The following is a 24,881-nucleotide window of genomic DNA, read 5'->3' as shown; positions in this document are numbered from 1 at the left end:
GATAGCGCCCCTCGCAATGTGTCAGCCTAAGGATGGATGAATGGACAACTCGCAACACGCTTCGCTGCAAGCCAGTGAGTTATCGTGTTTTCGCGATGAACGTTTGTTGTTTTCCGAATTGAATTTTACCGTGAATGCCGGGCAAGTGTTATTGCTGGAAGGTGCCAACGGCAGCGGCAAAACCTCGCTATTACGCATCCTGTGCGGATTTAGAGAAGCCGATGCCGGCGAAATTTATTGGTGCGGCAGCAAAATCGCCGACAGTAGTTATTACAATGACATGGCTTATGTCGGCCACGCCGACGGCACAAAAAAGGAATTGACAGTATTGGAAAATCTGCAGTTTGCGTTGGCACTGGGTAGTGCGGGCAAATATCACATTGAGCAAGCGTTGGATAAAGTGCAGCTGGCCGGATTCGACGATAACCCCGTGCATACCTTGTCGGCAGGGCAGAAACGCCGCCTTTCGCTGGCGCGCTTGTTGATCACGCATAACCTGCTGTGGATACTCGACGAACCTTTTACCTCGCTGGATAGACAAGGCATCAAATTGATAGAATCGCTGATGGCCGAACATATTGCCCACGGCGGTATGGCGGTGTTGACCTCTCATCACGATCTAAGCATGGCCGATCTCAACCTGCAACGCATCCATCTGCAAGCATGCCAATAATTCGGGCTTTTTGGGCGATCATTCGTCGTGATTTATCATTGGCGTTTAAGCGCCGGGCGGAAATGGCCAATCCGCTGTTTTTTTTCGTATTGGTGGTGACTTTGTTTCCATTAGCCGTGGGCGCCCAGCCTAATTTGCTGAAAGCTATGGCGCCGGGGGTGATTTGGGTGTCCGCGTTATTGGCGGCTTTGTTGTCGCTAGACGGGCTATTCCGAACTGATTTCGAAGACGGCTCGTTAGAGCAAATGCTGCTTAGTCCGCATGCTTTATCGATTTTGGTGTTGGGCAAAATCATCGCCCATTGGCTGGTGACCGGTTTGCCTTTATTGCTGGTAGCACCCTTACTGGCTGTGTTTTTGGGCTTGCCCGAGCAAGCGATGGGAACTTTATGGCTGACATTGATCTTAGCTACTCCCTTGCTCAGCTTGATTGGTGCCATTGGCGTGGCCTTAACGGTCGGTTTACGCAGGGGTGGCATGTTGTTGTCATTATTGGTATTGCCTTTATATGTGCCGGTACTGATCTTCGCCAGTGGCGCTGTCGATAGAGCCGCCAGCGGTTTGCCGGTCGACGCCCAACTGAATATTTTATTGGCTATGTTACTGTCGGCATTGGTGTTAGTGCCGCTGCCGACTGCGGCCGCGTTAAAAATGAGTGTTAATTGATGTCTTGGATCCCTGCGCCGGTTAGCCGGTTTTTTCATCGTACTTCGTCGCCACCGCATTTTTATGCCTTGGCGGATCGTTTCATCCCCTGGTTGACGATTATTTTTCTATTGTTGCTCGGCGCCGGCCTCTATGGCGGTTTGTATATGGCGCCCACCGATTACCAGCAGGGCGATAGTTATCGGATTATTTATATCCATGTGCCGGCAGCCTGGATGTCATTGTTCATTTACGTGCTGATGGCGGTAATGGGCGGGATTGCGCTGATTTGGCGCATGAAGCTGGCCGAGGTAATGCTGATCAGCAGTGCGCCTATCGGTGCCGGCTTTACCTTCGTAGCCTTGGTCACCGGTTCCTTGTGGGGCAAGCCGATGTGGGGCACTTGGTGGGTGTGGGATGCGCGTTTAACCTCGGAATTGATCCTGTTGTTTCTGTATCTGGGCGTGATCAGCTTGTACGGCGCCATCGAAGAAAAACGCGCGGCGGCGCGGGCCGTGTCGATCCTGGCGCTGGTGGGCGTGGTGAATATCCCGATCATCCATTATTCGGTGCAATGGTGGAATACCCTGCATCAAGGTCCGACTGTCAGCAAGATGGATAAACCGTCGATACACGTCAGCATGTTGGTGCCATTGTTACTGATGGCGGTGGCATTCAAGTTTTATTATCTGATTGCGGTATTGCAAGCCGCCAAACTGGAATTATTGAAACGCGAAACCACCTCGCAGTGGGTCAAGGCGCTATTGGAGAAACAGGCATGAGCTGGGAAAGCTTTTTATACATGGGCGGTTATGCGCTCTACGTCTGGCCAGCTTACGGTGTGACGGCTTTAGTGTTGGTCGGCACTCTCATTTGGCCGGTGTTCCAACGTAAACAACTGCTACGCCAGCTCACTATCAAACAAAAACGGTCACAAGCTCGATGAAACCGATAAGAAAACAGCGCTTGATATTGATCGTTTTAATGTTGGTGGTGTTGGGATTGGCCGCCACCTTTGCCTTAAAAGCCTTCAACGAAAATCTGATGTATTTTTTCTCTACCAGCGATGTGGCGGCCGGTAAAGCGCCAAATAACGCGGTGTTTCGTTTGGGCGGCATGGTCGTGAAAGGTAGCGTGGAACGGCCGAACGCCGATTTATTGGTGCGTTTTAAACTCAGCGATTTTGAAAAGGAAGTGACGGTGGAATATTCGGGCATCTTGCCGGATTTGTTTAGGGAAGGGCAGGGTATCGTCGCCAAGGGTGCGCTGGATGGCCGTGGCGTGTTCGTTGCGGAAGAAGTGCTGGCTAAACATGACGAGAATTACATGCCGCCGGAAGTAGCCGGCAGCTTGAAAAAACCGGCGGCTAAACCATGATCCCGGAAATCGGCCAATTCGCATTAATCCTGGCCTTGTGCATGGCGATTGTACAAGGCATCTTGCCGATTTTCGGCGCTGCTAAATCGATCACCGGTTGGGTACATGTAGCCAAACCCGCCGCATTTGGGCAATTACTGTTCATGGGCGTGGCCTACGCTTGTTTGACCGCCAGCTTCATCAGCCACGATTTTTCGGTGGCTTACGTGGCGCAAAACTCCAATACTGCGTTGCCGCTGATCTACCTGATTTCCGGGGTGTGGGGTGCGCATGAAGGTTCCTTGTTATTGTGGGCTTTGACCTTGTCGATCTGGACCGCGTTGGTCGCGGCATTTAGCCAGCACATTCCCGATGCCACCCGCGCCAGAGTGTTGGGTGTAATGGGTTTGGTCAGCATCGGCTTTATCCTGTTTTTATTACTGACCTCCAATCCTTTCGAGCGCTTGTTTCCGTTTCCGGCCGAAGGCCGCGATTTAAACCCCTTATTGCAAGATCCCGGTTTGGCGATTCATCCGCCGATGCTTTACATGGGTTATGTCGGCTTTTCGGTGGCATTCGCGTTTTCGATAGCCGCCTTGCTGGAAGGCCGGCTGGACGCGGCTTGGGCGCGTTGGTCACGGCCCTGGACCAATATCGCTTGGATGTTTTTGACCATGGGCATCACCTTGGGCAGTTGGTGGGCTTACTACGAGTTGGGCTGGGGCGGCTGGTGGTTCTGGGACCCGGTGGAAAATGCCTCGTTCATGCCTTGGTTGGTCGGCACCGCCTTGATCCATTCGCTGGCCGCCACCGAGAAGCGCGGGGTGTTCAAAACCTGGACCGTGTTGCTGGCGATTTTCGCATTTTCCTTGAGCTTGCTCGGCACCTTCCTGGTCCGTTCCGGCGTATTGACCTCGGTACACGCCTTCGCCAGCGATCCGGCCCGTGGCTTGTTTATTCTGATCTTTTTGGCCGTGGTGGTCGGCGGTTCGCTGTTGTTGTACGCGATTCGTGCTCCGCAGGTGAAAAGCCATGCTCGTTTCGAGCTGGTATCGCGGGAATCGGTTTTATTGGTCAACAATGTGTTGCTGGTGGTCACCGCCGCCAGCATCCTGTTGGGTACCTTGTATCCTTTGGTCGTCGATGCGCTGGGCTTGGGTAAATTGTCGGTCGGCCCGCCGTATTTTAATGCCGTATTCATACCGCTGATGGCGCCTTTGGCCTTGGTGGTTGGCCTGGGTGTGTTGATGCGCTGGAAAAGCGACGATCTGAAGGCTTTAGGCTTGCGCGTACGTTGGTTGATTGCCGCTTCCGTGGGCTTGGCGTTGCTGATGCCACTGTTTATGCCGTTTTATTCCTGGGGCGCTGCCTTGGGAACCGGTCTGGCCCTGTGGACCTTGGCTATAACCGGCCTGGCGTTCAAACAACGCCTGCAAAGCTGGTCTATTGAGCGCCTGAAACAAATTCCCGCCGGTTTTTACGGCATGACCTTGGCACATATGGGTATCGCGGTATTCGTGATCGGCATTACCTACACCTCGGTATACAGCATCGAACGCGACGTCCGTCTGGCGCCGGAGGAAACCCTGGATTTGTTCGGTTACGTATTCCAATTCCATGGCGTGAAAAGCACCGAAGGGCCGAATTACCGCGCCGAACAAGGCTATCTGACCGTCAGCCATGATGGTGCCACCGTTGCCGAGTTATCGCCGCAAAAGCGGGTGTACCGGGTGCAAACCATGCCTATGACCGAAGCGGCCATCGATGCCGGAGTGTTCCGCGATTTGTTCGTGGCCTTGGGTGAGCCTTTGGATAAACAAGGTGCCTGGAGCTTGCGGGTTTACTACAAAGCCTTCATTCGCTGGATCTGGATGGGCGGGGTGTTCATGGCTCTGGGCGGCCTGATTGCTGCCAGCGACCGCCGCTATCGTTTGCTTAACAAACCTCTTTCGCAAAACTAAATGAAGTATCTGTTACCGCTTTTTTTGTTCATCGCCTTGGCGATTTTTTTGGCGATTGGCTTAAACCTTAACCCACGAGAAATCCCTTCACCCCTGATCGACAAACCCGCGCCGGCTTTCAATTTGCCGATTTTGGCAACACCGGAACAGCGCCTGAGCCAAGCCGATTTTAAGGGTAAAGTGTGGCTGCTGAATGTGTGGGCGTCCTGGTGCGTATCCTGCCGGGAAGAACATCCGTTATTGATCGAGCTGGCCAAGCAAAATAAAGTCATCCTTGTGGGGTTGAATTACAAGGACGAAATGGCGGCCGCCAACGCCTGGCTGGGTAAACACGGCAATCCTTACAACGTCAGCGTAATGGATGCCGACGGCCGTACCGGTATTGATTATGGTGTGTATGGCGTGCCGGAAACCTTTGTGATCGATAAACGCGGCGTGGTTCGTTACAAACATACCGGTCCGGTGCAGCCCGGCGATCTGGAAAAAGTCTTTCTGCCCTGGATTCAACAATTGGAGGCGGAAAGCGCATGAAACTTCTCTATGCCCTGGTGTTATCGCTGCTGGTGTATCAAGCTCGCGCTGACATTGAATACCGCGATTTCAAACAACCCGAGCAAGAACAGGCTTATCAAACCCTGATTTCCGAACTGCGCTGCCTGGTCTGTCAGAATCAAACCATCGCCGATTCCAATGCCGATCTGGCCAAAGATTTGCGCCGGCAAGTCTATGAAATGCTGCAACAAGGTAAATCCCGCCAAGACATTGTCGATTTCATGACCGACCGCTACGGCGATTTTGTCATGTACAAGCCGGCCTTGAAATTGAAAACCATGTTGCTCTGGTTGGGGCCGGTGCTGTTTCTGGTCATCGGCTTGGCCACGGTCTGGGTGTTGCGCAGCAAAACCAGTACCAGCGAGGATCAATCGCTAACAAAAGAGCAGCAAGCCAAGCTAAAAAGTATTTTAGAAAAAGGTGACGACGCGTGAATCTGGAATTTTGGCTAGTGATAGCCGGGTTAATCGTGCTGGCGTTGTTGGTATTGCTGCCGCCCTTGTTCAAAAAAACACCGCTACGCTACGCCGATGGCGAGCAACGCAATACCGCGATTGCTCGCCAGCAACTGGCGGAGCTTAAACTGCAATTGCAAAACGGCGCATTATCGCAAGAGCAATACGATGCGCAGTATCGCGAATTACAATTGACGCTGCTGGATGACCTGGAAGACGATGCGCCGGCCGCGCCCAGCGCTAAAACCGGCCGTTGGATCGTGCCGGTCGTCGCGGTTACTGTACCGCTGTTAAGTCTGTTTTTATATGGCTTGCTCGGTGAGCCGCAAGCCCTGGTCAAAGCCGAATTGGCAGCCAACAATCAAAAAGTGGCTGACAACGTTAAAAGCATGGTCGACAAGCTGATCGAACGCTTGAAACAGCATCCGGACGACCTGGAAGGCTGGATGATGTTGGGGCGGTCTTATGTTTATGTTCAGCAATATCAGGACGCGGCGAATGTATTTGCCAAACTGAATCAACTCAAGCCCAACGATCCGGCGGTCATGTTGCATTACGCCGATGCGCTGTCGATGGCGCGTAACGGCCAAATGAGCGGCGAACCGGCCGTATTGGTGGAGCAGGCCTTAAAATTGGTGCCGGACGATCACACTGCCTTATGGCTGGCCGGCATGGCCAAAGCCGAAATGGGCGATTTTGCGCAGGCGATAGCGTACTGGAAGAAATTATCCGGTCTATTGCCGGCCGGTGACGAAAACCAGCAGCAACTGCAAAAAATGATGCAAATGGCCGAAGCGGAGCAGCAAAAACCGCAAGCGCCGGCATCGTCGGCGGCGGCCGTTGATATCAATGTCAAAGTCGAGCTGGATGCAGCGCTCAAGGCCAAAGTCCAAGCTCAGTACACGGTGTTTATATACGCGCAAGCGCTTAGTGGGCCGAAAATGCCGCTGGCTATCATTCGGAAACAAGTCTCTGATTTACCCGCCAGCGTGGTGTTAAACGACAGTATGGCGATGCAGCCACAAACCCATCTGGCTGACTTCAAGCAACTGCGCATCGTCGCTCGTATCTCCAAAACCGGCAACGCGATGCCGCAGGCCGGCGATTTGATCGGCACTGCGCAGCTGGATTCATTGTCCGGCACGCCTAGTGTCAGCATCGCCATCAACCAAGAAGTGCAGTAATGGATCAATCAATCACCTTCGACCTGGACTTGATCAAACGCTACGACAAGTCCGGTCCACGCTATACCTCGTACCCTACCGCGCTGGAATTGCACGAAGGCTTCGGCGAAGCCGAATACCGCCAGCATATCGACATATCCAACGCCGCCGGCGGGCCGTTGTCTTTGTATTTTCACATCCCGTTCTGCGACACGGTGTGTTTTTATTGCGCCTGCAACAAGATCGTCACCAAAAACCGCGCCCACGCCGTACCTTACCTGGACAACTTGTGCCGGGAAGTGGCGATGCAAGGTGCGTTGTTCGACAAGAGCCGGCCGGTTAATCAGCTGCATTGGGGCGGCGGCACGCCGACGTTTTTGAATTACGAACAAATGAAACGCTTGATGGATACCACCCGCGAGCATTTCAATTTGCATGACGACGATAGCGGCGAATATTCCATAGAAGTGGATCCGCGCGAAACCAACGATCTGACCATCGCCCAATTGCGCGAACTGGGTTTTAACCGCATCAGTTTAGGCTTGCAGGATTTCGATCCGGACGTGCAAAAAGCCGTCAACCGCCTGCAAAGCAAGGAACAAACCTTTGCGGTACTGGAAGCAGCACGCAAGGAAGGCTTTCGCTCGACCAACATCGATCTGATCTACGGCTTGCCGCTGCAAACCGAGCAGACTTTTGCCAAAACTCTGGAGCAAGTGCTGGCCTACGCCCCGGATCGTTTTTCGATCTTTAACTACGCACACATGCCCAGCCGCTTCAAAACCCAGCGGCAAATCAACGATGCCGATTTACCGACGCCGGCGGTGAAGCTGGAAATCCTGCAAATGGTCGGGCAAAAACTCACCGATGCCGGCTATGTCTACATCGGTATGGACCACTTTGCCAAACCCGACGACGAGCTGGCGGTGGCGCAACGCGAAGGCAAGTTGTACCGCAACTTCCAGGGTTACTCGACCCATTCCGACTGCGACTTGGTTGGGCTCGGCGTAACCTCCATCGGCCGGGTCGGCGATGCCTACATGCAAAATTACAAAGAACTGGACGAATACGACGCCGCCATTTCGCAAGGCAAATTGCCGGTATTTCGCGGCGTGGATCTGGATGAAGACGATAAATTGCGCCGGGCGGTAATCACCCAACTGATTTGCCATTTCGAACTGACTTTCAGCAAAATAGAGACCGAGTTTGCTATCCATTTTGCCGAGTATTTTGCATCCGAGCTGGAAAACCTGAGGCTGATGAAAGCCGACGGTTTACTGGATTTAACCGCCGACGGCATTCAAGTATCCACCGCCGGCCGCCTGTTAATCCGCAATATCTGCATGGTGTTTGACAAATACCTGGCGCAGAAACAGCAGCAATTTTCTAAAGTGATTTAAGCCTAAGCGCAAGAGTAGTTTGCTGCTCGAGCATCGCGTTAAGACTGAGTCGGGTAGCTCCCTTTCCCGTTAGGCTATTCAGGATTGCCCTTAAGCAAATCGCTTCGTCCGCTAAGCATTTTTGCTTGCGGGCAAGCTGGCGAGGTCGGCAATTAAAGCAAATTACCGGTTTGGAATAGCATTTCAGGTGTCGCGCAAGCTTATGTCGGTTTGAGCTTGCACCACGTTTTGGTTTTCTCGGATAGCTTTTTAGCTTGCGCACAAGCCTATCCAGGTTGGCGATAGACGCAATTTGCCTTGCGCGAGTGGCTTTTGGAGGGCTGGCAAGCCGAAAAGCTTGGCGGTTAAAGGGTTGGATCGCCTAGATTTTAGACAACTCAATACTCTTTTGGTAAGCCTCTTTAGCCTGCTCTTTATTCCATCGATAGAGGCGCTCGGAGAAATGCGCATGTCGGCCATGGATACTTTTCTCGCCGATTTCGAGTTGGGCAAGCAGCAAGGTCGATACATCGCCGGAGAGTTACCGGCATTGCCTTTTGCAAACGGACAATTCGATGATTGCCTTGTCATCGCATTTTCTGTTTTTGTACAGCGCACACTTGTCGACAGAATTTCATCTTCAGGCACTACAGGAAATGTTACGCGTTGCCAGCGAGGTGCGGATATTTTCCGCTACTTGCGCTGAATGGGTCAGTATCGCCTTATCTTTCTGTTATCAGAGAAGAATTTACCGGCCGAGGATTTGACGTACAGATCGTTAAGGTTGATTACGAATTTCAACGCGGCGGTAGGCAGATGCTGGTCATCAAGCCTAAATAACGAACTTGGATTAAAGCAGCCATCACCGGTGTGTACACGAATGAAACTGGAATTTATACAAGCAACACCAGACCACGCAGAAACTATAGGCTCACTGGTCGTCCAGCTAACACAGGAAATCTGTGAGCGTACTCATGCGCAGCATTTCGATATCGATTTGGAAGGTACGGTCCGGCGCTGTGCCGAGCTGTTATCCGCAGGCCACTACGCGGCTATTATTGGCTGGTCGGATAATAGCCCGGTTGCTGTTGCGACCATCACCGAAACCTATGCCTTATATGCCGGCGGCAAAATTGGCCTGATTCAAGAGTTTTATGTAATTCCCGAGTTTCGCTGTTCGGGTGTCGGCGCGCTGTTGATAGAGCAGGTGAGAATTTATGGGCAACGGCGCGGTTGGTCGTGCCTGGAGTTATGCACGCCGCCGCTCCCGGAGTTTGAACGGACATTAAGTTTTTATCAGCACAACGGTCTTATGCCGGTCGGCGGTCGGAAAATGAGACAGAATTTGCCTATCGATGGCTAAGTCATCGTGTACTTGGCGTTAGATGTTATGGAGGAATATTGATGAAATACAGTAGATGGCTAGCCGTGGTTTTCCTGTGCTTGCCGATTTCCGCGTTGGCTTTTTTCAAACCGGTCCGGGTACTGATCCCTGAAGCATTTGCCGTCCATTGCAACGAACAAAACCTATGCATAGACGACCTTTCTCAGCTTGCGGCGGCGGAATCTCTACTCAACGACTCAAAAAGTTATCTTGCCACGCAATGGGGCTTGGCTATCGGCGAGCCGAAAATCATCTTTTGTAGCACGGAGCAATGCCGGTCTGCATTCGGCCTATCGAATAAGGCGGGATTCACCTTGGGCAGTTTCGCTATCGCCATCGCGCCGCGAGGTTGGCAGCAACACTACGTAGCGCATGAGCTCATCCATCATTGGCAGGCCGACAATTTCGGCAGCCTGGTCCTTCTAAGCGGCGAGCAATGGCTAATCGAAGGCATGGCCTACGCCCTGAGTAATGATCCGCGCCAGGAACTGCATCAGCCCTTTGAATCTTATCGACAGCGCTTCAATGACTGGTACAAACTCAATGCCGGTAACCCGCTTCAGCACTCGTTGGCCGGAGAGCTTTAAAAGTGGCGTGCATTAGATGTATGTCCCATCCAAAGAATTGGCTCGGTACGATCTGTCTTAGGCTGTCATTTAGCCTGGGTTATCAGCACCTTAATCCAAGCTAATGTCTGCTATCGCAATGAAATATAAAGGAATTATTTTCGATTTTAATGGTGTTCTGCTTTGGGATGCACCGCTTCACGTTCAGGCCTGGCAAGCCACGGCGCTACGACTCAGAGGCTCCCCCATAAGCGGCGACGAATTTTCAATCCATGTGCATGGCCGTACCAATAGTCACATTTTGAGTTATCTCAGCAGTCGAACTCTTCAGAGACAAGAATTACTGGAGCTTATCCAGGTCAAGGAGTCCATGTACAGGGGTTTATGCTTAAAAAATCCAGAAATGTTTGTCTTGTCTCCCGGTGCCGAAGCGCTGCTCGACTTCGTTTCTAGCAAAGATATTCCGCGCACCATTGCGACAGCCTCGGAAAAAACCAATCTGGATTTTTTCATCCGGCACCTCGGTCTGGATAAGTGGTTCGATCTGCAGCGGATTGTCTACGATGACGGCACTCTTCCCGGTAAGCCCGCGCCGGATATGTATGCCAAGGCGGCGACCAATATTAGTTTGTCGCCGCATGATTGCATAGTTGTCGAGGATGCCATTTCCGGCTTCCAATCCGCCCATGCCGCCAACATCGGCCATATCGTCGGTCTTGGACCGATTGAGACGCATAATAAGCTTCTCGCCTGTCCGGGCGTTTCTACTGTGATTGAGAGTTTTGAGCAATTTCCGCGCGAGTTATTGGTAATCATGACCTGATAATTGAAAGCGGTTCAAAATGACAGGAGACCGGCCAGCATGGGCGATTCAATTAGGCAATGCGGTAGATGAATAACATTTGTGTCATCTTCGATTTGGACGGTACGCTGGTCGATAGTGAGGGCCTGAGCAATCAAGCCTTTCTCGACCTAATTCCGCAATTGCATGATTCACTGGAGATCTTGACCGAGCGCTATCGCGGCCAAAAACTAAGCTCGATTCTGCATGACCTTGAAAACCGCCTTAGCCTAAAGCTGCAAGATTCGTTTGAATTGTGCTATCGCCAGCGGGTTGCGGAACTTTTCGCCCGTGATTTGAAGCCCATGCCGGGTGTTTTGGACATGCTCGCCACCCTGAACGCGCCAATGTGCATAGCCTCCAGCGGTCCACTTCCGAAAATCCGTCAGGCCTTGGAAGTCAGCGGGCTTGCTGCTTATTTTGGTGACAATCTATTCAGTTCCTATGAGATCGGTTCTTGGAAACCCGATCCGGGTTTATTCCAATATGCCGCCAAAGCGATGGGCTTTGTGCCTGATCAGTGCGCGGTGATTGAGGATAGTAAAGTGGGGGTTGAGGCCGCATTAGCGGCAGGTATGACGCCGCTTTACTATGTACCAACCGGCGTGACCACTTCGCAGCAAACCGCGGGCCATGTTGTATTCGATGATATGTCGCAACTGCCGCCTTTGCTTACGCAATTTGCTAACATGACCCAATTCAACCGTTAGCCATTCAAACCACAGAGACAGCCATGGGCAAGCGCTTCGACGAACTATCCACCAAACATATCCATTTTATCAGCGAGCAGAAACTGTTTTTCGTCGGGACGGCGACCGCCGACAGTCGCGTGAATATTTCTCCAAAAGGTATGGACTCCTTAAGGGTGCTGGGCCCAAACCGTGTCGCGTGGCTAAATACCACAGGTAGCGGTAACGAAACATCGGCGCATATCCAGCAAGCGCCGCGAATGACCATCTTGTTTTGTGCCTTTGACGGCACTCCATTGATTCTAAGGCTTTACGGCACAGCGAAGGTCGTTCATCAGTATGACCCCGAATGGGTAGATCTTTTTGCCCGGTTTAAACCGCTACCCGGCGCCCGGCAGATTTTCGACGTCAATGTCGATTTGGTGCAAACCTCTTGTGGTATGGCAGTTCCCTACTTTTCATATGCCGGTGAGCGGGAATTACTCTCGGACTGGGCGGAAAAACAAGGCGAACAGGGTTTACGAGACTATTGGACGAAAAACAATCAGACCAGTATCGACGGTATAACCACCCACATCCTGGAAAAAGGCGATTAACGAAATGCCTGGCGACACTTTTTATTGAAAGTTACTTTGCGTCTAGGTTCGGGTGCGGACCGCTTAAGTGAATCCAAATAGCAGCCCAAACACTACAATTCGTCCCATCCAGAATAATCCAACGGTTTCTGAAAGGTGATCATCGAATGAACGACAAGATTAAATCCATCGCATTGCTTGGCGAATACACGCCGACATTTCCGCCTCACGCTGCTACCGATGCCGCTATCGAACACGCTAGGGCAGCGTTGGGATTAGCCGTCAATGCCGCCTGGATTTCGACCGCAGACATTAATCCATCTTTGTTTGAACGCTACGCTGGCATCTGGATCGCGCCCGGCAGTCCTTATAAAGACATGGACAAAACGTTGGCGGCGATTCGCTATTCCCGAGAAAACAACATCCCTTGCTTGGGTACCTGCGGCGGTTTTCAGCACATGATTATCGAATATGCCCGCAACGTGTTGGGATTTAAAGACGCGCAGCATGCCGAATACGATCCGTATGCCTCGAATTTATTTATCTCGCAGCTGGCTTGTTCGCTGGTCGGACGCGAGATGCAACTGAGCTTCGAGCCCAATTCACGAGTGGCAGGCATTTATGGGGCAATGACGGCTACCGAGCAGTATTACTGTAATTTCGGCATCAACCCGGAGTATGTCGGTACGTTGAAACAAGGTCCCATGCAAATCACCGGCGCCGATGCCGAAGGCGAGATTCGAGTGATCGAATGGCCTGGGCATCCGTTTTTCATAGGCACGTTGTTCGTGCCGCAAGCCCGGTCCACGCCGGAGCAGCCGCATCCTTTGGTTGAGGCTTTTTTGCGCGCGGTTAGCGCAAGCTGATTGCTACAGTTCCTTATTTCACGAGGCTTTACAATGGCACAAATCAAAGTCTACGGGATTAAAGATCATCTCAATCCCATCAAGCGGCAATTGTCCGATGTGATTCATGACTGCGTGGTGGAAGCCTTGCAGTTTCCGCAAGACAAGAGGGCGCACAGATTCTTTCCGCTGGAAAAAGACGACCTGTTCGCACCCATCGGCAGGACCGACGCCTATACAATCATCGAGATCAGCATGATCACGGGGCGGGAAGTTGCCACCAAGAAAAAGCTGGTCCGTTTGCTGTTCGACCGCATCCAAGAAAATATCGGCATCGCCCACCAGGATATTGAAATTTGCATATATGAAAGTCCCGCCTGCAACTGGGGATTCCGCGGCATGCACGGCGACGAAGTGACCTTGAATTACAAAATCAATGTCTAGCGGCATTAACACTAAAACGGTAAGCATCAGTGTACATCCCCAAACATTTCGACGAACCCAGAATTGAGGTCATGCAGGCCTTGATACGCGATTATCCGCTGGCGACACTGGTCACCTTGTCCGCCGGCGGCCTGAACGCCAACCACATTCCGCTGCATTGGGCGGAGGAGGGCGATACGCCTTACGGCTGCTTGCGCGGCCATATCGCTCGCTCGAATCCGCTGTGGACGGACTTTGATCCTCAATCCGAAGTACTGGCGGTGTTTCAAGCCGAAAATGCCTACATCTCGCCGTCCTGGTATGCGACCAAGCCGCAAACCGGCAAGGTGGTGCCCACCTGGAACTACGCCGCTGTACATGCCTACGGCAAACTAAGGATCATCGACGACCCGGTCTGGATTCGCCGGCAATTAGAGAAGATGACGGATGAATTCGAAGCCGGTTTCCCCGAGCCTTGCTCGGTAGCGGACGCGCCGGCCGATTTTACCGAACGCTTGCTCACGCAGATTGTCGGTATCGAAATCAGCGTGACCCGGTTGCAAGGCAAGTGGAAAGTCAGCCAAAACCAGCCGCCGGAAAACCGCAGCAGCGTGATCGAAGCGTTGCGCGCATCGGGCCAGCCGGTCATGGCAAACTTGGTTGCCGATGCGGTCAAATGTTGAGTCCAACCCTGGGTGTACTTGTCCCGTAGGTTGGTTAATGTTGTTCCTTAAACTTATTTAGGAGAAGAGTTCTATGAAACATCACATCATTACCGTAATGATCTTAGCGGTAGCCGTGGCGTGTTATCTGGCCGGCTATTCCGGTATTGGTAACGCCGCTTTCATCGTTGGCGCAGCCTTCGAGACGTGGTTTTGGATTCGGCTGTTGATCAAACGTCCGTCCGCTTAAAGCAGCTTAATGTTCGACGCTGATTGACGGCCGGATAGTTGACCGGTCGTCACAAGCTGAAGTGCCTCTTACTAATTGCGAAAACAGAATCCCGATGCCCCACTCAAACGAAACCTTAAGCCAGGCACTGGTGGCGATGGCAAAAAACGATCTGTCGGTACGCGAGGTCTTGGCCGCCGATGGTTCTCTGGGGCGCTATGGCTACCATCCACAAATGGAAGCCGTACATATCGGCAACGCCGCTCGTCTTGCGGACATTATCGAGGAATATGGTTGGCCCGGAAACAGTCTTGTGGGCGAGGAGGGGGCTTGGGCGGCCTGGTTGATTGCTCAACATGCCATCGGCAATCCGTCATTCATGCGGCATTGCCTGTTTTTGTTGAAGCAGGCCGCCGCCAGCAACGACGTGATGCCTTGGCAAGCGGCGTTTCTGGAAGACCGTATTCGCATGTACGAAGGAAAGCCGCAAATTTACGGAACCCAATTTCAACCGAGTCAAAACGGGCAACTCGAACCTTATCCGATTGAGCATCCGGAATCCGTCAACGATAGACGGCTTGCGGTCGGCTTGAATACCCTCGAGGAACGAACCGCCGACTTAACCGCGCAAAGCGCTCGCGAGAATATGCCGACACCGCCCGATTTGGATCAGCAATATCAAACATGGCTTTATTCCGTGGGCTGGAGGATCGCAAGTTGAAACCCAGCAACCGGCTTGGGCATTGTTCGCATGGCATGAACCATCCAACTTTTCGGCGGTGTTTACGCTACTGTTTTTTCGGCTCGGCCATCGTCAGTCTCACCGCACTTGCGGGAGCCGTTTACCAAACCGGAACAACCGTAGCCGACCTGGCCGCATTCCCACCGCCAGGGCAGATGATTGCGGTCAACGGCTTGAATCTCCATCTTTACTGCCTGGGTTCCGGTTCGCCAACGTTGATTCTCGAAGCGGGCCTAGGCGAAAACGTGTTGAGCTGGTATCCGGTTCACGCCAAGCTTGCCCAGACTATGCGCGTTTGCGCCTACGACCGCCCAGGCCTGGGCTGGAGCGACCCCGTCGACGCCGCCATCCAGCCGGAAGAAGTGGCTGAAAACCTGAAGGCCTTATTGCACAACGGCGGCATTGCGCCACCGTTTGTGCTGATCGGCCATTCGCGGGGCGGAATTTACGTGCGTGCTTTCTATCACCGGTTTCCCGAGCAGACGCAAGGTATCGTCCTCGTGGATTCGACGCATGAACAAAGCCCCATGCATCAGTATCCCTACGCCGTCTGGGATTATCGGAAACAAGCCCTGCAAATTGCAATTGCGGAACCGTTGTCGCGGCTTGGTATCGTCAGGCTGCTGGGCATCGTAGACGCTGACCGCAGGCCATCTCCGCTACCGGCTGAAATCCTGGCCGCGAAAACCGCAATACAAAACCGCACCGATACCGCTCATGCGGTGGTCAACGAAATTGCCGAGATGCGCCAAGGACTCGACCCAGCCACTCCGCCGCCAGGCAGTTTAGGCAATCTCCCGTTACTGGTGCTAACCGCCGGCAATCTGGTGGATTTGGCTATAGTCGAGCGCGAAGCGGCGAGAGCGGGCAAAGATGTCGAAGTGGACAAGGCGCTTGCCGAAATTCAACAGGCCGACCAGGACGATCTGGCCCGTCTGTCCAGCCATTCGCGGCATATCGTGGTCGGCAACAGCGGCCATTTCATCATGCAGGATCAGGCCGATGCATTCGCCGCCGCGGTGCGCGGATTTGTTTTAGATATGCCTATGGTCAATTGAGCACGTTGAGTCAGGCGAGATGATTCGGCGCTTGTTACAGTAGCGCTCGATTGAGGAGGTATGAAAGTGGACGATAAAACGGCCAGCGCGGCCTATGCCATGCGCTTCGATAGGATTTTCGATTACATAGACAAACATCTGTTCGAGCCGGTGTCGGTCAATGAACTGAGTAAACAGGCCAGTTTTTCGCGCTTTCATTTTCAACGGCAGTTCTCCGCTTACACCGGGTTGAGCACAACGCGCTACATCCAGTTATTGCGTTTACGCAAGGCGTCTTACCAACTGGTGTTTCAAGAGCGGCGCAGCATTACCGATATTGGCTTGGACGCCGGTTTCTTAAATGCGGAATCGTTCTCCCGCGCATTCAAAAAGTGCTTCGGACAAACGCCTACTCAATTTCGAAAGCACCCAGCATGGCAGCCTTGGAACGAGCGCATGCTATTACCCAAACGCATAAGGAGTCCCCAGATGAACGTCACCATCGTCGATTTTGCAGAGACCACAATAGCCGTCTTGGAGCACCGTGGCCCGCCCAGCCTGATAATGGCGTCGGTCAGAAGCTTTATAGACTGGCGCAAACAGAGCGGCTTGTCGCCGATCGCCAGCAGCCGCACGATTGGTATCCCCTATGATGACCCGGCTGTCACGCCCGCAGAATCATTCCGATTCGATGTATGCGGCGAGGTCAAGCAACCCGTGCCGGAAAACTCGCAAGGCGTGATTAACAAATTGATTCCGGGAGGACGTTGCGCCGTGGTGCGCCATATCGGTTCGACCGACCGGATTAGCGACAGTGTTTATTACCTTTACCGGGAGTGGTTGCCGGAAAGCGGTGAGGAGTTGCGGGAATTTCCGGTATTTTTTCATTACATCAAACGGGTGCCTGAAACGGCCGAGCACGAACAGATTACGGATGTATATCTGCCTTTGGTGTAAACGAAAGCGGTCGAATAGTTGATTCATGGTAAAACTCAGCCGCGCAGGGCGCATTAACTTTAGCGGAATGCGCCGAAACGTTAATGACCAACAGGCGGCGCAATACGGCTACGCCTATTGACGCCTTACGGCCTTATCCAAAAAAACAATTGGCAACACGATATGATCAAAAAAGTAGGCAACACCCTCATCAACGCCAAACACCGCGCCACCTGCCATTGCGGTGCGGTGGAACTCGAACTCGATCTTCCCGACGGCATCGTCGATCCGCGTCGCTGCGATTGTTCGCTATGCCGGCGCAAGGGCGCGATTATGGCGTCGGTGCCGCTATCGGGAATAAAGGTCGTCAAAGGCCAAGAGGTCTTGAAGCTTTACCAATTCAACACCATGAGCGCCAAACATTATTTTTGTTCGATTTGCGGCATCTATACCCACCACCAGCGCCGTTCCGTGCCTAGCCTGTACGGCTACAACGTTGCATGCCTTGAAGGTGTTAATCCCTTTGAACTGGGCGAAGTGCGAACCGGGGATGGCGTCAATCATCCGGCGGATAGGCAGGAGTGATAAGGCCTTGTCGCCATGGCGTTTGAAAATGCCGAACAGTCGCCGGCATACGGTCAACCGCGATAACGGCTATTGGATGCTTCGGACAGTCAATCTTGTTGTTAAGTACCAATTTTGATACGCTACATCGATGAATCCAATCCTTTCTGTTAGATTTTTTGCAACGGATGCCGGCAGCGAGCCCGTTAGAGAATGATTGAAAGGCTTATCCGCTCAAGACAGAAAAACGATAGGCGAAGATATTAAAACGGTGCAATTCGGCTGGCCTCTCGGTATGCCGTTAGTCGATCATCTTGACGGCGACATTTGGGAAGTCAGAATTAAGCTGGACAACCGGATAGCCCGCGTTCTGTTTGTCATCGATAAACAGACGATGATTTTGCTGCATGGTTTTATCAAGAAAAGTCAGAAAACACCGAAAGCGGAAATCGACTTGGCAAAACAAAGATTGAAAACATTACGAGGTAAGCAATGAATAGTCAGCGCGAAGAAAACCCTCATATCGGTAGCAGCTTCGACGATTTCCTGAGCGAGGAAGCCATCCTTGATGAAGTGACAGCGGTAGCGGCCAAGCGGGTCATCGCTTGGCAAATATCGGAAGGCATGTCGGCTCTAAAACTCAGTAAAACGGCAATGGCCAAAAAAATGCACACCAGCAGGGCTTCGCTTAATCGCTTGCTGGACGAAGAAGACACCAGTTTAACCTTGACCACCTTAGTCAGCGCCGCCGCCGCGCTCGGTAAAAAGGTAAAAATAGAGTTGGAGTCTGTGTGAGCTTGGATGAATAGAGCCGTAGCGGCAGGCTCAAAACCGGCCAAAATTCGTCAGACGAAATATGGCAAATATCCAGCCAAAAGCAGGTGTAGGGTATGGTGAGTTTACGAACCGCACCAATCGCGAACGATACCCTAAAGGGCACAAGTGCGGTGCACGCTGTTCAGCACATCCGACGGCCCTCGGCGTTATACAACGAGACTAATCGTAAAACCAAAATAGAGGCAGCAGCATGATGACACTCAATATCGACGACGACACGGCGAACTTGCTCCGACAGTTGTCCGAGCAGGAACACGTTAGCCCCGCGCAACTGATCAAAAATCTACTCAGTGATTACCTCGAAGACTTGGCCGATGCTGCCGCCGCCGATATCGCGTTAGCGGAATTGACCTGCGGCAAGGACGATACGATCAGCTTGGCGGAATGGGAGCAGCAACTCAATGCCTTGGAGCATTAGGCTTAAGACGGGCGCCGCCAAAGCTATCAACAAGCTGGACAAACCGGTCCGCGACAGAATCAAAGCCTTTCTCGATCAGTTAGCCGAGCAAGACAATCCGCGCATTGCGGGCAAAGCCTTGCAAGGTAAATTATCCGCCTACTGGCGCTATCGGGTCGGCGACTACCGCTTGATTTGCCAGATTCAAGACGACGAATTAATCGTTTTGGTTGTCGAATTGGGGCATCGAAAAGACATTTATCGGGACAAGCATTAATCGCTAAATCTAGCCCCACTATCTTATTTCGAAAGCCGAAAAAAGTGCCTATGGCAGATGGCCTAACAATAGTGGTCGTAGGGTGTGGTGAGTTTACGACCGCACCAATCGCGAACGATGCGCTTCACGCTGTTCAGCACATCCTACGGCCCTGGCGCTATCGGGTCGGCGACTACCGTTTGATTTGTCAGATTCAAGACGACGAATTAATCGTTTTGGTCGTCGAATTAGGACATCGAAAAGATATTTATCGGGACAAGTATTAGTCGCTAAATCTAGTCCCTATACCTTATTTCGAAAGCCGAAAGAAGTGCCTATGGCCGCTGGCCTGCCAATAGCGGGCGTAGGGTGTGGTGAGATCACGAACCGCACCAATCGCGAACGATGCGGTGCACGTTGTTTACCGCATCCTTGGCCCTAGTAGCCATGGTCATTTGACATCGTTATAAAGATTCGGCAGAATATATATGCGGGTGTTAGTCGCCCGTTTGTTTTGCTCTTTAAAATTACTACGTTTGTTTACCCAACGAGAAAGTGGTGCCTTTCGAGGCGAACCTTCGGGTTCATGACCGGGCTGCGGGGATATGTCCACGCGCATGATTTGTATCTGTGCGTATATGGACGACCGTTGTCTGGCGTAAAGGTTAAGAGTCGTCCATTTATCAATTCTTATATTCTCGTTTCCTTAGTTATTGGTCTGGCGTGGCGGCTTCGGCTTGAGCCACAAACTCAATATCCTTTAAGGAGACAAAATGAAAACTGATATTTATATCGTCGTAGTAGTTCCAGAAATCAAGAGCAACAGTTTGCAACAGTTCCACGCTATGCGAACTGAAAAACAAGTTGATACGGATCAAGGTAGTAAATTGACTCGTTTTAGAGCATATTTGCCCTTGGTTGTTGGTTTAATATTTAAGCTTATTGATTTCGTTTATGATAAGTTTATGAACTAACAACTGACTCTTAATTCATTGCTTCCCTTTCTATGAAGCTTGCCCCTCACTATCCTAACAATCCCATTGCCTCAGTTGAGGCATTGGCGATTACTTTAGGAATTCACCCTAAACTTTTACTAGATTTATCAAATAAGATTGATAACTCATACACTAGCTTTTTGACACCACAAAAAAATGGCAAAGAAAGATTAGTTCATGAGCCTAAGTACGAGCTTAAAAAGCTACAAAAACGCATAAACTCCAGAATATTCGAAAAGGTGGAATATCCTGAGTATTTGCAGGGTGGAATCAAAGACGAAAATAATCCGCGTGATTATGTTGCAAATGCTTTACGCCACTCACATGCCAATCAAATTATCTGCATTGATATTAAGCAATTCTACCCAAACATTAAGTCTGAATATGTGTCGAAAATATTTCAGCACTTCTTTAAATTCCCAGCTCATATAGCCGAGTTACTTACAAAAATTGTTACACTCCACAATAGAGTCCCACAAGGCGCATGTACGTCATCATACATTGCAAATTTATTATTTTATGACACTGAGTACTTGCTGGTTTCAGAGCTTCAAAAACATAACATCCAATATTCTCGTCTTTTAGACGACATTACTTTATCAACTCAAACAACTCTTACAAAAGAACAAGAGACTTTTTATATTAAGAAAATTGCAGCACTTTTTAAAAAATACGAGCTTAAAATTAACGGCCGTAAAACGAGAATTGAACATAGAGCGAACCCTGAAGCGAGTTTTGAAGTCACAGGTCTTTGGATAGGACATAAAAAACCTAAATCTCGAAAAGAGGAGCGTAGGTTTATTCGGCAACTTGTATTTATGTGTGAGCGCGAATACAAGGTTAATCGTTGTTCTGAGAAATATCATGAACGCTGGAATGAAGTGTCAGGTAAAGTTGCAAAATTACAACGGTTACAACACGTGCAAGCAAAAAAACTTCGCGAAAGACTCAGTTTAGTATTGCCTGTTTATGACGAACCAATGCAAAAACAACTGATACAAGAAACTAAAAAATTGGTTAAAGTAACCGCCCCACAAAACCAAAGGATTGGAAACATAAAGCGCGTAAACTCGTTATATTATAGATTGGGTATTTTAGGTCGAAATAACAAGTCATTAGCTAACTCTCTTCGGCTTCAATTGAACAAAGTTTACGGTAACAAACAAACTAAAAAAGAAATCTGGGAATAAAAATGGAAGAACGGCACTTTGGGGTTGTGAAAACATTTGATATTTTTAAAGGCTTTGGATTTATACAAAGGCAGAAAGGTCAGGATGTGTTTTTTTTCTATCAAGAAATAGAAGCTGACGACAAGATATTAGCCACGGGGGATCAGGTTAGCTTTACTTTAGAAAAAAAACCTAAGGGGTGGCGCGCATTAAAAATAAAAAAAGAGGGGTAATCTTATCTCGATACGATGCGCTAGCCTTGGTTAATCTATAACGCGATAAGGTGCGCACAAATTAGGATGTGCCGACGTTAGGAGGTGTATCGGTCGCGTCACCAAATACCATCAATCTCGTTATTTTCATTATGTCCCAACTTCTTTCATAAATACCTTGCTTCACATACCGGTGGAAGCTTGAATAAGGCCTTTATGCCCTGTGGGTAAATCGATTATATTTTGAACATGCCCATATTTTGCCGGATTCCAATGAATATAACCGATATGGCGATTATATTCATCTTGGTCTTTTGAGGATCGTAAGCTGGGTTGAATGCAATGAAACCCAGCATTGATGGTATTTGTGCTGGGTTTCGCTTTCGCTCTACCCAGCCTACGGCCATGTCCGAATCTTCATTGCCGTGGTCAGACCGGAATCGGTGGCCGGCCATCAATCGAAACAGGGAGGATGAACATGCACATTTTCGAAAAACTCGGCGGCATCGCCATCATCGTGGGATCGCTATTGCTCAGCGCTTATGCGGTCCTGTTCCCGATCTTGTTACCCTTAGGGAGGGGAAGCTTCGACTATGTCGAAGTGGTACGCAATTCAGCTTGGGTGCCTTTAGCGCTGGTAGCCTTCGCCGGCGTGTTAGCGTTGCTGGTCGGATTCTATGCCGTTTATGCCAAGATGCGTGACACGGCCGGCGTGCAGGGCGCCGTCGGTTTTTTGTTCGTCGAGGCGGCTTATTTGTTACAGGCCTGCAAGGTGACTTGGGAGCTGTTTCTTTATCCCGTCATCGCCCGCTATCCCGAAACCGCCTTTCTGTTGCGCGACGCCATCATCAAAAACGATCCGGCGGTGTTGGCGTTTAGAATCTCGGCTTCCGCGACGATATTAATCGGCATTGTGCTGTTTTGCCTGGCTATCTACCGTTCGGCGCTCTATCCCAAGCCGGCCGCGGCATTGATCTTCGTCGGCGCCGTGGTTTATGCGCTGGGGCCGATGATTTCGGTGTATGTGTCTACTGTTGGAATTTTCACCTTTGCCGTGGGCTGTATGTTGCTTGAGGTGCGCTTGCTGCGCTGACTTCGAACGGCTTGCCGTTCAATCAAACCCCGCATCTTGATTGGCAAATCTGCTAGGGCGGTTGTGCCGCCGGTGCTAACCTGCCGCCATCATGGCTTGCAGGAGTTTTTACGATGAACGATATTAGCGACCCGGTTTACGCGCGTCTGCTCAAGGCGGCGCCGGACTGTTTCCTTTCCGATGAATACCACAAGGTTACCACCCGCGCCATCGCCGACCAGGCGGGCGTCAATATCTCGATGATCCGCTATTACTTCGGCAACAAGGAAGGCCTTTACGAAGAAATGATCCGCGAGACGCTCAAGCCCTCCTGGACATGCTCGACAGCGATACGCTGTCCGAGGTCGGCGGTTTCGCCGACTATCTGCGGCTGTATTACGACACCATGCGCAAGCATCCCGAATTTCCCAAGCTCATTCTCAAGGTGCTGGCCCTCAACCACGGGCCGGGCCGGCGTTTCATCCTGCAATTGCTGGAGCGTGGCCGTAGCGGCGGTGCGCGGCGCTTGGAACAGCTGAAGGCCAGCGGCCAGGTCGATCGGGCGATCAACCCCGACGTGGCGCGCATGGCCTTCGTCAGCCTGGCCATGATGCCGATGCTGCTGAAAGACATTTTCGAGGAACAGATGGGCGGACAGATGGACGAAGCCTTCATCAACGAACTCGCTACGCTGAATGGCAAACTATTGGCGGCTGGCATGGCTGCGGCGCAAGCGGGAGTGTGACATGACATTGCAAAAGAATGCCGGCGCGGTGCGCCGTTTCGCCAAGTTCGCCAGATTCGGCGCCTGGCTGCAAAACCTGCCCAACAAAATCGTGCCGCCGCCGTTCCGTCTGATTCAGATCGGTTCGGCCTTCTGGCAATCGCGGGCGCTGAATGTCGTCGCGCGGCTGGACATCGCCGGCGCGCTGGCTGACGGCGAATTGAGCGCCGAAACCCTGGCCGAGCGCGTCGCCGCTGATGCCGATGCGCTCTACCGCTTGCTGCGCATGCTGGTGGCGATGGGCGTGTTCGAGGAGGTCTCGCAACGTCGCTTCCGCAACAATAAGCTTTCGTCCTGCCTGCGCCCGGATCATCCCCACAGCGTTCGGGCGATGGTGCTGATGCACAATTCGCCGGAAATGAGCCGGCCGTGGTTCGAACGATTGGAGCAGGGAGTGTGCAGCGGCGGCGTGCCGTTCGAATCTGCTCACGGGCAGGCGTTTTACGATTACCTGGATGCTAACCCGGAATTCGACCAGCTGTTTGCGCAGGCGATGGATAGCGTGGAAGCCTTGGCCGGGGGCAGCTTTGTTACCGATTTCGATTGGTCACGCTTCGAGCGTATCATCGACATCGGCGGATCCAAGGGTGCAAAGTCCCTCGCCATCCTCAAACGCCATACGCGCCTCAAGGCGCTGGTGGCCGACCGCGAACAGGTTATTCGCGGCGCGGCGCAGTTCTGGAAGGAAAAAGGCGAGGGCGCCGCGCTGCAAGGCATGAGTTTCGAAGCTTGCGACCTGCTGCAAGCCGTGCCCAAGGCGCGCAGCGGCAAGGACATTTACCTGCTGAGTGCGGTGCTGCATGGCTTCGACGACGACACCTGCGTTGCCGTGCTGCGCAATGTCGCACAAGCCTGTGCAACTAGCGGCGCAGCCATCGCCGTGATGGAGTTGGTGATGCCGGACAAACGAGCCGACATGGCCACGGCCGCGTTCGATATGCAGATGTTCGTCAACACTCGCGGCCGGGAACGGACGCTGGCCGAATGGCGGCGGCTGTTCGATCAAAGCGGGCTGGAACTTCGGGAGGTGGTGGGCTTGCAGACGTTCGGGAAAATACTGGTGTTGCGGGCGGTTCATTGCGCCGGCTCCTTAAGTTGCGCTCGCGCCTAACAGGGGCGTGCCTTGGACTTTAGTTATCAATGGTTGGCGCTGGATGGAGAGGGTATTCAAATTACATTGGGATGCCGAGTTTTTGATCCATTTGCTGTAAAGACAATTCATACCCGCTTTTGCGTATTAGCCAGCAACACGTTGACGGCGTAGACCACGACAAAAATGCTTACAGGGACAGTTTGTGGTGGAATCGGAAACGGCAGGGTCAAACTGACCAGCAACAGATACAGCGTCCCCAGAATCAGGTAAAGGCTGTAGCGATGCGCCATAGCGCTGGGGTAATCGAAATTGGTCTGGCTGCTTTTACGCCGCACCAGTCCGTCGACTATTAACAAATTCACTTAAACGAGCGACGGCGCATTGGCCAGA

36 protein-coding genes and 1 pseudogene are annotated in these 24,881 nt (G+C 51.8%); 36 read left to right on the top strand and 1 reads right to left on the bottom strand.

Annotated elements, in window-relative coordinates:
- Positions 1 to 40 precede the first annotated feature (40 nt).
- From ccmA to EBA_RS10945, 36 genes and pseudogenes are all read left to right on the top strand, one after another.
- A complete protein-coding gene (gene ccmA, locus EBA_RS11120) occupies positions 41 to 673 on the top strand; it encodes a cytochrome c biogenesis heme-transporting ATPase CcmA (RefSeq protein ID WP_192374779.1) in 633 nt (210 codons plus the stop codon).
- Complete coding sequence (gene ccmB / locus EBA_RS11115) at positions 664 to 1,338, top strand: heme exporter protein CcmB (protein ID WP_192374778.1); 675 nt, start codon at positions 664 to 666, stop codon at positions 1,336 to 1,338. The genes ccmA and ccmB overlap by 10 nt, the downstream gene beginning before the upstream one ends.
- On the top strand, positions 1,338 to 2,099 hold the full coding sequence (locus EBA_RS11110; RefSeq protein WP_192374777.1) for a heme ABC transporter permease: 762 nt from the start codon (positions 1,338 to 1,340) through the stop codon (positions 2,097 to 2,099). Before ccmB ends, EBA_RS11110 begins: the two co-directional genes overlap by 1 nt.
- The gene (gene ccmD, locus EBA_RS11105; protein WP_192374776.1) at positions 2,096 to 2,263 is read left to right on the top strand and encodes a heme exporter protein CcmD; all 168 of its coding nucleotides are present in this window, start codon (positions 2,096 to 2,098) and stop codon (positions 2,261 to 2,263) included. The genes EBA_RS11110 and ccmD overlap by 4 nt, the downstream gene beginning before the upstream one ends.
- Complete coding sequence (gene ccmE, locus EBA_RS11100; RefSeq protein ID WP_192374775.1) at positions 2,260 to 2,694, top strand: cytochrome c maturation protein CcmE; 435 nt, start codon at positions 2,260 to 2,262, stop codon at positions 2,692 to 2,694. Before ccmD ends, ccmE begins: the two co-directional genes overlap by 4 nt.
- Positions 2,691 to 4,634 carry a heme lyase CcmF/NrfE family subunit gene (locus EBA_RS11095; protein ID WP_192374774.1) on the top strand — a complete coding sequence of 648 codons (1,944 nt, stop codon included), beginning with the start codon at positions 2,691 to 2,693 and terminating at the stop codon, positions 4,632 to 4,634. Before ccmE ends, EBA_RS11095 begins: the two co-directional genes overlap by 4 nt.
- Positions 4,635 to 5,165, top strand: coding sequence for a DsbE family thiol:disulfide interchange protein (locus tag EBA_RS11090; protein ID WP_192374773.1), 531 nt, complete (start codon positions 4,635 to 4,637; stop codon positions 5,163 to 5,165). It abuts the gene before it with no gap.
- A complete protein-coding gene (locus tag EBA_RS11085) occupies positions 5,162 to 5,620 on the top strand; it encodes a cytochrome c-type biogenesis protein (RefSeq protein ID WP_192374772.1) in 459 nt (152 codons plus the stop codon). The genes EBA_RS11090 and EBA_RS11085 overlap by 4 nt, the downstream gene beginning before the upstream one ends.
- Positions 5,617 to 6,825 carry a c-type cytochrome biogenesis protein CcmI gene (ccmI, locus tag EBA_RS11080; protein ID WP_192374771.1) on the top strand — a complete coding sequence of 403 codons (1,209 nt, stop codon included), beginning with the start codon at positions 5,617 to 5,619 and terminating at the stop codon, positions 6,823 to 6,825. The genes EBA_RS11085 and ccmI overlap by 4 nt, the downstream gene beginning before the upstream one ends.
- Positions 6,825 to 8,204: an oxygen-independent coproporphyrinogen III oxidase gene (hemN, locus tag EBA_RS11075; RefSeq protein WP_192374770.1), complete on the top strand. Its 1,380-nt coding sequence runs from the start codon at positions 6,825 to 6,827 to the stop codon at positions 8,202 to 8,204. The genes ccmI and hemN overlap by 1 nt, the downstream gene beginning before the upstream one ends.
- Positions 8,205 to 8,541: 337 nt before the next feature.
- Positions 8,542 to 8,889, top strand: a complete 348-nt coding sequence (locus tag EBA_RS11070; RefSeq protein WP_192374769.1) for a hypothetical protein — start codon at positions 8,542 to 8,544, stop codon at positions 8,887 to 8,889.
- Positions 8,890 to 9,063: 174 nt separating this feature from the next.
- Positions 9,064 to 9,546, top strand: a complete 483-nt coding sequence (locus EBA_RS11065; RefSeq protein WP_192374768.1) for a GNAT family N-acetyltransferase — start codon at positions 9,064 to 9,066, stop codon at positions 9,544 to 9,546.
- A gap of 41 nt (positions 9,547 to 9,587) precedes the next feature.
- A complete protein-coding gene (locus tag EBA_RS11060) occupies positions 9,588 to 10,154 on the top strand; it encodes a hypothetical protein (protein ID WP_192374767.1) in 567 nt (188 codons plus the stop codon).
- Between the two features lie 103 nt (positions 10,155 to 10,257).
- Positions 10,258 to 10,956 (top strand): HAD family hydrolase, encoded by a 699-nt coding sequence (locus tag EBA_RS11055; protein WP_192374766.1) that lies wholly within the window; start codon positions 10,258 to 10,260, stop codon positions 10,954 to 10,956.
- A 68-nt stretch (positions 10,957 to 11,024) separates the two neighbouring features.
- Positions 11,025 to 11,684 (top strand): HAD-IA family hydrolase, encoded by a 660-nt coding sequence (locus EBA_RS11050; RefSeq protein ID WP_192374765.1) that lies wholly within the window; start codon positions 11,025 to 11,027, stop codon positions 11,682 to 11,684.
- A gap of 23 nt (positions 11,685 to 11,707) precedes the next feature.
- Entirely contained in the window at positions 11,708 to 12,259 is a 552-nt protein-coding gene (locus EBA_RS11045) for a pyridoxamine 5'-phosphate oxidase family protein (protein ID WP_192374764.1), read from the top strand.
- Positions 12,260 to 12,405: 146 nt separating this feature from the next.
- On the top strand, positions 12,406 to 13,104 hold the full coding sequence (locus EBA_RS11040; RefSeq protein ID WP_192374763.1) for a CTP synthase C-terminal region-related (seleno)protein: 699 nt from the start codon (positions 12,406 to 12,408) through the stop codon (positions 13,102 to 13,104).
- Between the two features lie 33 nt (positions 13,105 to 13,137).
- On the top strand, positions 13,138 to 13,527 hold the full coding sequence (locus tag EBA_RS11035) for a tautomerase family protein (RefSeq protein WP_192374762.1): 390 nt from the start codon (positions 13,138 to 13,140) through the stop codon (positions 13,525 to 13,527).
- Positions 13,528 to 13,556: 29 nt separating this feature from the next.
- On the top strand, positions 13,557 to 14,189 hold the full coding sequence (locus EBA_RS11030; protein WP_192374761.1) for an FMN-binding negative transcriptional regulator: 633 nt from the start codon (positions 13,557 to 13,559) through the stop codon (positions 14,187 to 14,189).
- Positions 14,190 to 14,262: 73 nt separating this feature from the next.
- Positions 14,263 to 14,418 (top strand): hypothetical protein, encoded by a 156-nt coding sequence (locus EBA_RS11025; protein WP_192374760.1) that lies wholly within the window; start codon positions 14,263 to 14,265, stop codon positions 14,416 to 14,418.
- Positions 14,419 to 14,512: 94 nt separating this feature from the next.
- Positions 14,513 to 15,118 (top strand): DUF6624 domain-containing protein, encoded by a 606-nt coding sequence (locus EBA_RS11020; RefSeq protein WP_192374759.1) that lies wholly within the window; start codon positions 14,513 to 14,515, stop codon positions 15,116 to 15,118.
- Positions 15,082 to 16,197, top strand: coding sequence for an alpha/beta hydrolase (locus EBA_RS11015; RefSeq protein ID WP_225616167.1), 1,116 nt, complete (start codon positions 15,082 to 15,084; stop codon positions 16,195 to 16,197). The genes EBA_RS11020 and EBA_RS11015 overlap by 37 nt, the downstream gene beginning before the upstream one ends.
- Positions 16,198 to 16,263: 66 nt before the next feature.
- Positions 16,264 to 17,133 carry an AraC family transcriptional regulator gene (locus EBA_RS11010; protein WP_229427838.1) on the top strand — a complete coding sequence of 290 codons (870 nt, stop codon included), beginning with the start codon at positions 16,264 to 16,266 and terminating at the stop codon, positions 17,131 to 17,133.
- Between the two features lie 162 nt (positions 17,134 to 17,295).
- Complete coding sequence (locus tag EBA_RS11005) at positions 17,296 to 17,697, top strand: GFA family protein (protein WP_192374757.1); 402 nt, start codon at positions 17,296 to 17,298, stop codon at positions 17,695 to 17,697.
- Positions 17,698 to 17,893: 196 nt separating this feature from the next.
- Positions 17,894 to 18,172 (top strand): type II toxin-antitoxin system RelE/ParE family toxin, encoded by a 279-nt coding sequence (locus tag EBA_RS11000; protein WP_223146667.1) that lies wholly within the window; start codon positions 17,894 to 17,896, stop codon positions 18,170 to 18,172.
- Complete coding sequence (locus tag EBA_RS10995; RefSeq protein ID WP_192374756.1) at positions 18,169 to 18,471, top strand: XRE family transcriptional regulator; 303 nt, start codon at positions 18,169 to 18,171, stop codon at positions 18,469 to 18,471. Before EBA_RS11000 ends, EBA_RS10995 begins: the two co-directional genes overlap by 4 nt.
- 232 nt (positions 18,472 to 18,703) lie before the next feature.
- Positions 18,704 to 18,931, top strand: a complete 228-nt coding sequence (locus EBA_RS10990; protein WP_192374755.1) for a DUF6290 family protein — start codon at positions 18,704 to 18,706, stop codon at positions 18,929 to 18,931.
- Positions 18,915 to 19,187 (top strand): type II toxin-antitoxin system RelE family toxin, encoded by a 273-nt coding sequence (locus EBA_RS10985; RefSeq protein WP_192374754.1) that lies wholly within the window; start codon positions 18,915 to 18,917, stop codon positions 19,185 to 19,187. The genes EBA_RS10990 and EBA_RS10985 overlap by 17 nt, the downstream gene beginning before the upstream one ends.
- Positions 19,188 to 19,237: 50 nt before the next feature.
- Positions 19,238 to 19,453, top strand: a complete 216-nt coding sequence (locus tag EBA_RS25020; RefSeq protein ID WP_456085611.1) for a type II toxin-antitoxin system RelE family toxin — start codon at positions 19,238 to 19,240, stop codon at positions 19,451 to 19,453.
- A gap of 486 nt (positions 19,454 to 19,939) precedes the next feature.
- The gene (locus EBA_RS10975) at positions 19,940 to 20,140 is read left to right on the top strand and encodes a hypothetical protein (protein WP_192374753.1); all 201 of its coding nucleotides are present in this window, start codon (positions 19,940 to 19,942) and stop codon (positions 20,138 to 20,140) included.
- 32 nt (positions 20,141 to 20,172) lie between these two features.
- Positions 20,173 to 21,351 carry a reverse transcriptase family protein gene (locus EBA_RS10970; RefSeq protein ID WP_192374752.1) on the top strand — a complete coding sequence of 393 codons (1,179 nt, stop codon included), beginning with the start codon at positions 20,173 to 20,175 and terminating at the stop codon, positions 21,349 to 21,351.
- 2 nt (positions 21,352 to 21,353) lie between these two features.
- A complete protein-coding gene (locus EBA_RS10965; protein ID WP_192374751.1) occupies positions 21,354 to 21,563 on the top strand; it encodes a retron Se72 family effector protein in 210 nt (69 codons plus the stop codon).
- A gap of 457 nt (positions 21,564 to 22,020) precedes the next feature.
- The gene (locus tag EBA_RS10960) at positions 22,021 to 22,635 is read left to right on the top strand and encodes a hypothetical protein (protein ID WP_192374750.1); all 615 of its coding nucleotides are present in this window, start codon (positions 22,021 to 22,023) and stop codon (positions 22,633 to 22,635) included.
- A gap of 113 nt (positions 22,636 to 22,748) precedes the next feature.
- Positions 22,749 to 22,862 (top strand): annotated as a pseudogene (locus tag EBA_RS10955) (TetR/AcrR family transcriptional regulator); the annotation flags it as partial.
- Between the two features lie 89 nt (positions 22,863 to 22,951).
- Positions 22,952 to 23,359, top strand: coding sequence for a hypothetical protein (locus tag EBA_RS10950; RefSeq protein ID WP_225616659.1), 408 nt, complete (start codon positions 22,952 to 22,954; stop codon positions 23,357 to 23,359).
- 1 nt (position 23,360) lies between these two features.
- Positions 23,361 to 24,509, top strand: coding sequence for a methyltransferase (locus EBA_RS10945; RefSeq protein WP_192374749.1), 1,149 nt, complete (start codon positions 23,361 to 23,363; stop codon positions 24,507 to 24,509).
- A 107-nt stretch (positions 24,510 to 24,616) separates the two neighbouring features.
- Here EBA_RS10945 and EBA_RS10940 read toward each other — a convergent pair whose 3' ends face one another.
- The gene (locus EBA_RS10940) at positions 24,617 to 24,853 is read right to left on the bottom strand and encodes a DUF4400 domain-containing protein (protein WP_225616165.1); all 237 of its coding nucleotides are present in this window, start codon (positions 24,851 to 24,853) and stop codon (positions 24,617 to 24,619) included.
- Positions 24,854 to 24,881: the final 28 nt, after the last annotated feature.

Origin of the sequence: Methylomonas albis (assembly GCF_014850955.1) — a bacterium.
GTDB lineage: Bacteria > Pseudomonadota > Gammaproteobacteria > Methylococcales > Methylomonadaceae > Methylomonas > Methylomonas albis.
The sequence above is the reverse complement of the archived record's forward strand: the minus strand, read 5'-3'. Positions and strand labels throughout refer to the sequence as shown.

Excerpts from the sequence above, each read along its gene's own strand:
- ccmA (WP_192374779.1), top strand. The coding sequence starts at position 41 with ATGGACAACTCGCAACACGCTTCGCTGCAAGCCAGTGAGTTATCGTGT.
- ccmB (WP_192374778.1), top strand. The coding sequence starts at position 664 with ATGCCAATAATTCGGGCTTTTTGGGCGATCATTCGTCGTGATTTATCA.
- EBA_RS11110 (WP_192374777.1), top strand. The coding sequence starts at position 1,338 with ATGTCTTGGATCCCTGCGCCGGTTAGCCGGTTTTTTCATCGTACTTCG.
- ccmD (WP_192374776.1), top strand. The coding sequence starts at position 2,096 with ATGAGCTGGGAAAGCTTTTTATACATGGGCGGTTATGCGCTCTACGTC.
- ccmE (WP_192374775.1), top strand. The coding sequence starts at position 2,260 with ATGAAACCGATAAGAAAACAGCGCTTGATATTGATCGTTTTAATGTTG.
- EBA_RS11095 (WP_192374774.1), top strand. The coding sequence starts at position 2,691 with ATGATCCCGGAAATCGGCCAATTCGCATTAATCCTGGCCTTGTGCATG.
- EBA_RS11090 (WP_192374773.1), top strand. The coding sequence starts at position 4,635 with ATGAAGTATCTGTTACCGCTTTTTTTGTTCATCGCCTTGGCGATTTTT.
- EBA_RS11085 (WP_192374772.1), top strand. The coding sequence starts at position 5,162 with ATGAAACTTCTCTATGCCCTGGTGTTATCGCTGCTGGTGTATCAAGCT.
- hemN (WP_192374770.1), top strand. The coding sequence starts at position 6,825 with ATGGATCAATCAATCACCTTCGACCTGGACTTGATCAAACGCTACGAC.
- EBA_RS11065 (WP_192374768.1), top strand. The coding sequence starts at position 9,064 with ATGAAACTGGAATTTATACAAGCAACACCAGACCACGCAGAAACTATA.
- EBA_RS11060 (WP_192374767.1), top strand. The coding sequence starts at position 9,588 with ATGAAATACAGTAGATGGCTAGCCGTGGTTTTCCTGTGCTTGCCGATT.
- EBA_RS11055 (WP_192374766.1), top strand. The coding sequence starts at position 10,258 with ATGTCTGCTATCGCAATGAAATATAAAGGAATTATTTTCGATTTTAAT.
- EBA_RS11050 (WP_192374765.1), top strand. The coding sequence starts at position 11,025 with ATGAATAACATTTGTGTCATCTTCGATTTGGACGGTACGCTGGTCGAT.
- EBA_RS11045 (WP_192374764.1), top strand. The coding sequence starts at position 11,708 with ATGGGCAAGCGCTTCGACGAACTATCCACCAAACATATCCATTTTATC.
- EBA_RS11040 (WP_192374763.1), top strand. The coding sequence starts at position 12,406 with ATGAACGACAAGATTAAATCCATCGCATTGCTTGGCGAATACACGCCG.
- EBA_RS11035 (WP_192374762.1), top strand. The coding sequence starts at position 13,138 with ATGGCACAAATCAAAGTCTACGGGATTAAAGATCATCTCAATCCCATC.
- EBA_RS11025 (WP_192374760.1), top strand. The coding sequence starts at position 14,263 with ATGAAACATCACATCATTACCGTAATGATCTTAGCGGTAGCCGTGGCG.
- EBA_RS11020 (WP_192374759.1), top strand. The coding sequence starts at position 14,513 with ATGCCCCACTCAAACGAAACCTTAAGCCAGGCACTGGTGGCGATGGCA.
- EBA_RS11015 (WP_225616167.1), top strand. The coding sequence starts at position 15,082 with ATGGCTTTATTCCGTGGGCTGGAGGATCGCAAGTTGAAACCCAGCAAC.
- EBA_RS11005 (WP_192374757.1), top strand. The coding sequence starts at position 17,296 with ATGATCAAAAAAGTAGGCAACACCCTCATCAACGCCAAACACCGCGCC.
- EBA_RS10995 (WP_192374756.1), top strand. The coding sequence starts at position 18,169 with ATGAATAGTCAGCGCGAAGAAAACCCTCATATCGGTAGCAGCTTCGAC.
- EBA_RS10990 (WP_192374755.1), top strand. The coding sequence starts at position 18,704 with ATGATGACACTCAATATCGACGACGACACGGCGAACTTGCTCCGACAG.
- EBA_RS10985 (WP_192374754.1), top strand. The coding sequence starts at position 18,915 with ATGCCTTGGAGCATTAGGCTTAAGACGGGCGCCGCCAAAGCTATCAAC.
- EBA_RS25020 (WP_456085611.1), top strand. The coding sequence starts at position 19,238 with ATGGCAGATGGCCTAACAATAGTGGTCGTAGGGTGTGGTGAGTTTACG.
- EBA_RS10975 (WP_192374753.1), top strand. The coding sequence starts at position 19,940 with ATGAAAACTGATATTTATATCGTCGTAGTAGTTCCAGAAATCAAGAGC.
- EBA_RS10970 (WP_192374752.1), top strand. The coding sequence starts at position 20,173 with ATGAAGCTTGCCCCTCACTATCCTAACAATCCCATTGCCTCAGTTGAG.
- EBA_RS10965 (WP_192374751.1), top strand. The coding sequence starts at position 21,354 with ATGGAAGAACGGCACTTTGGGGTTGTGAAAACATTTGATATTTTTAAA.
- EBA_RS10960 (WP_192374750.1), top strand. The coding sequence starts at position 22,021 with ATGCACATTTTCGAAAAACTCGGCGGCATCGCCATCATCGTGGGATCG.
- EBA_RS10950 (WP_225616659.1), top strand. The coding sequence starts at position 22,952 with ATGCTCGACAGCGATACGCTGTCCGAGGTCGGCGGTTTCGCCGACTAT.
- EBA_RS10945 (WP_192374749.1), top strand. The coding sequence starts at position 23,361 with ATGACATTGCAAAAGAATGCCGGCGCGGTGCGCCGTTTCGCCAAGTTC.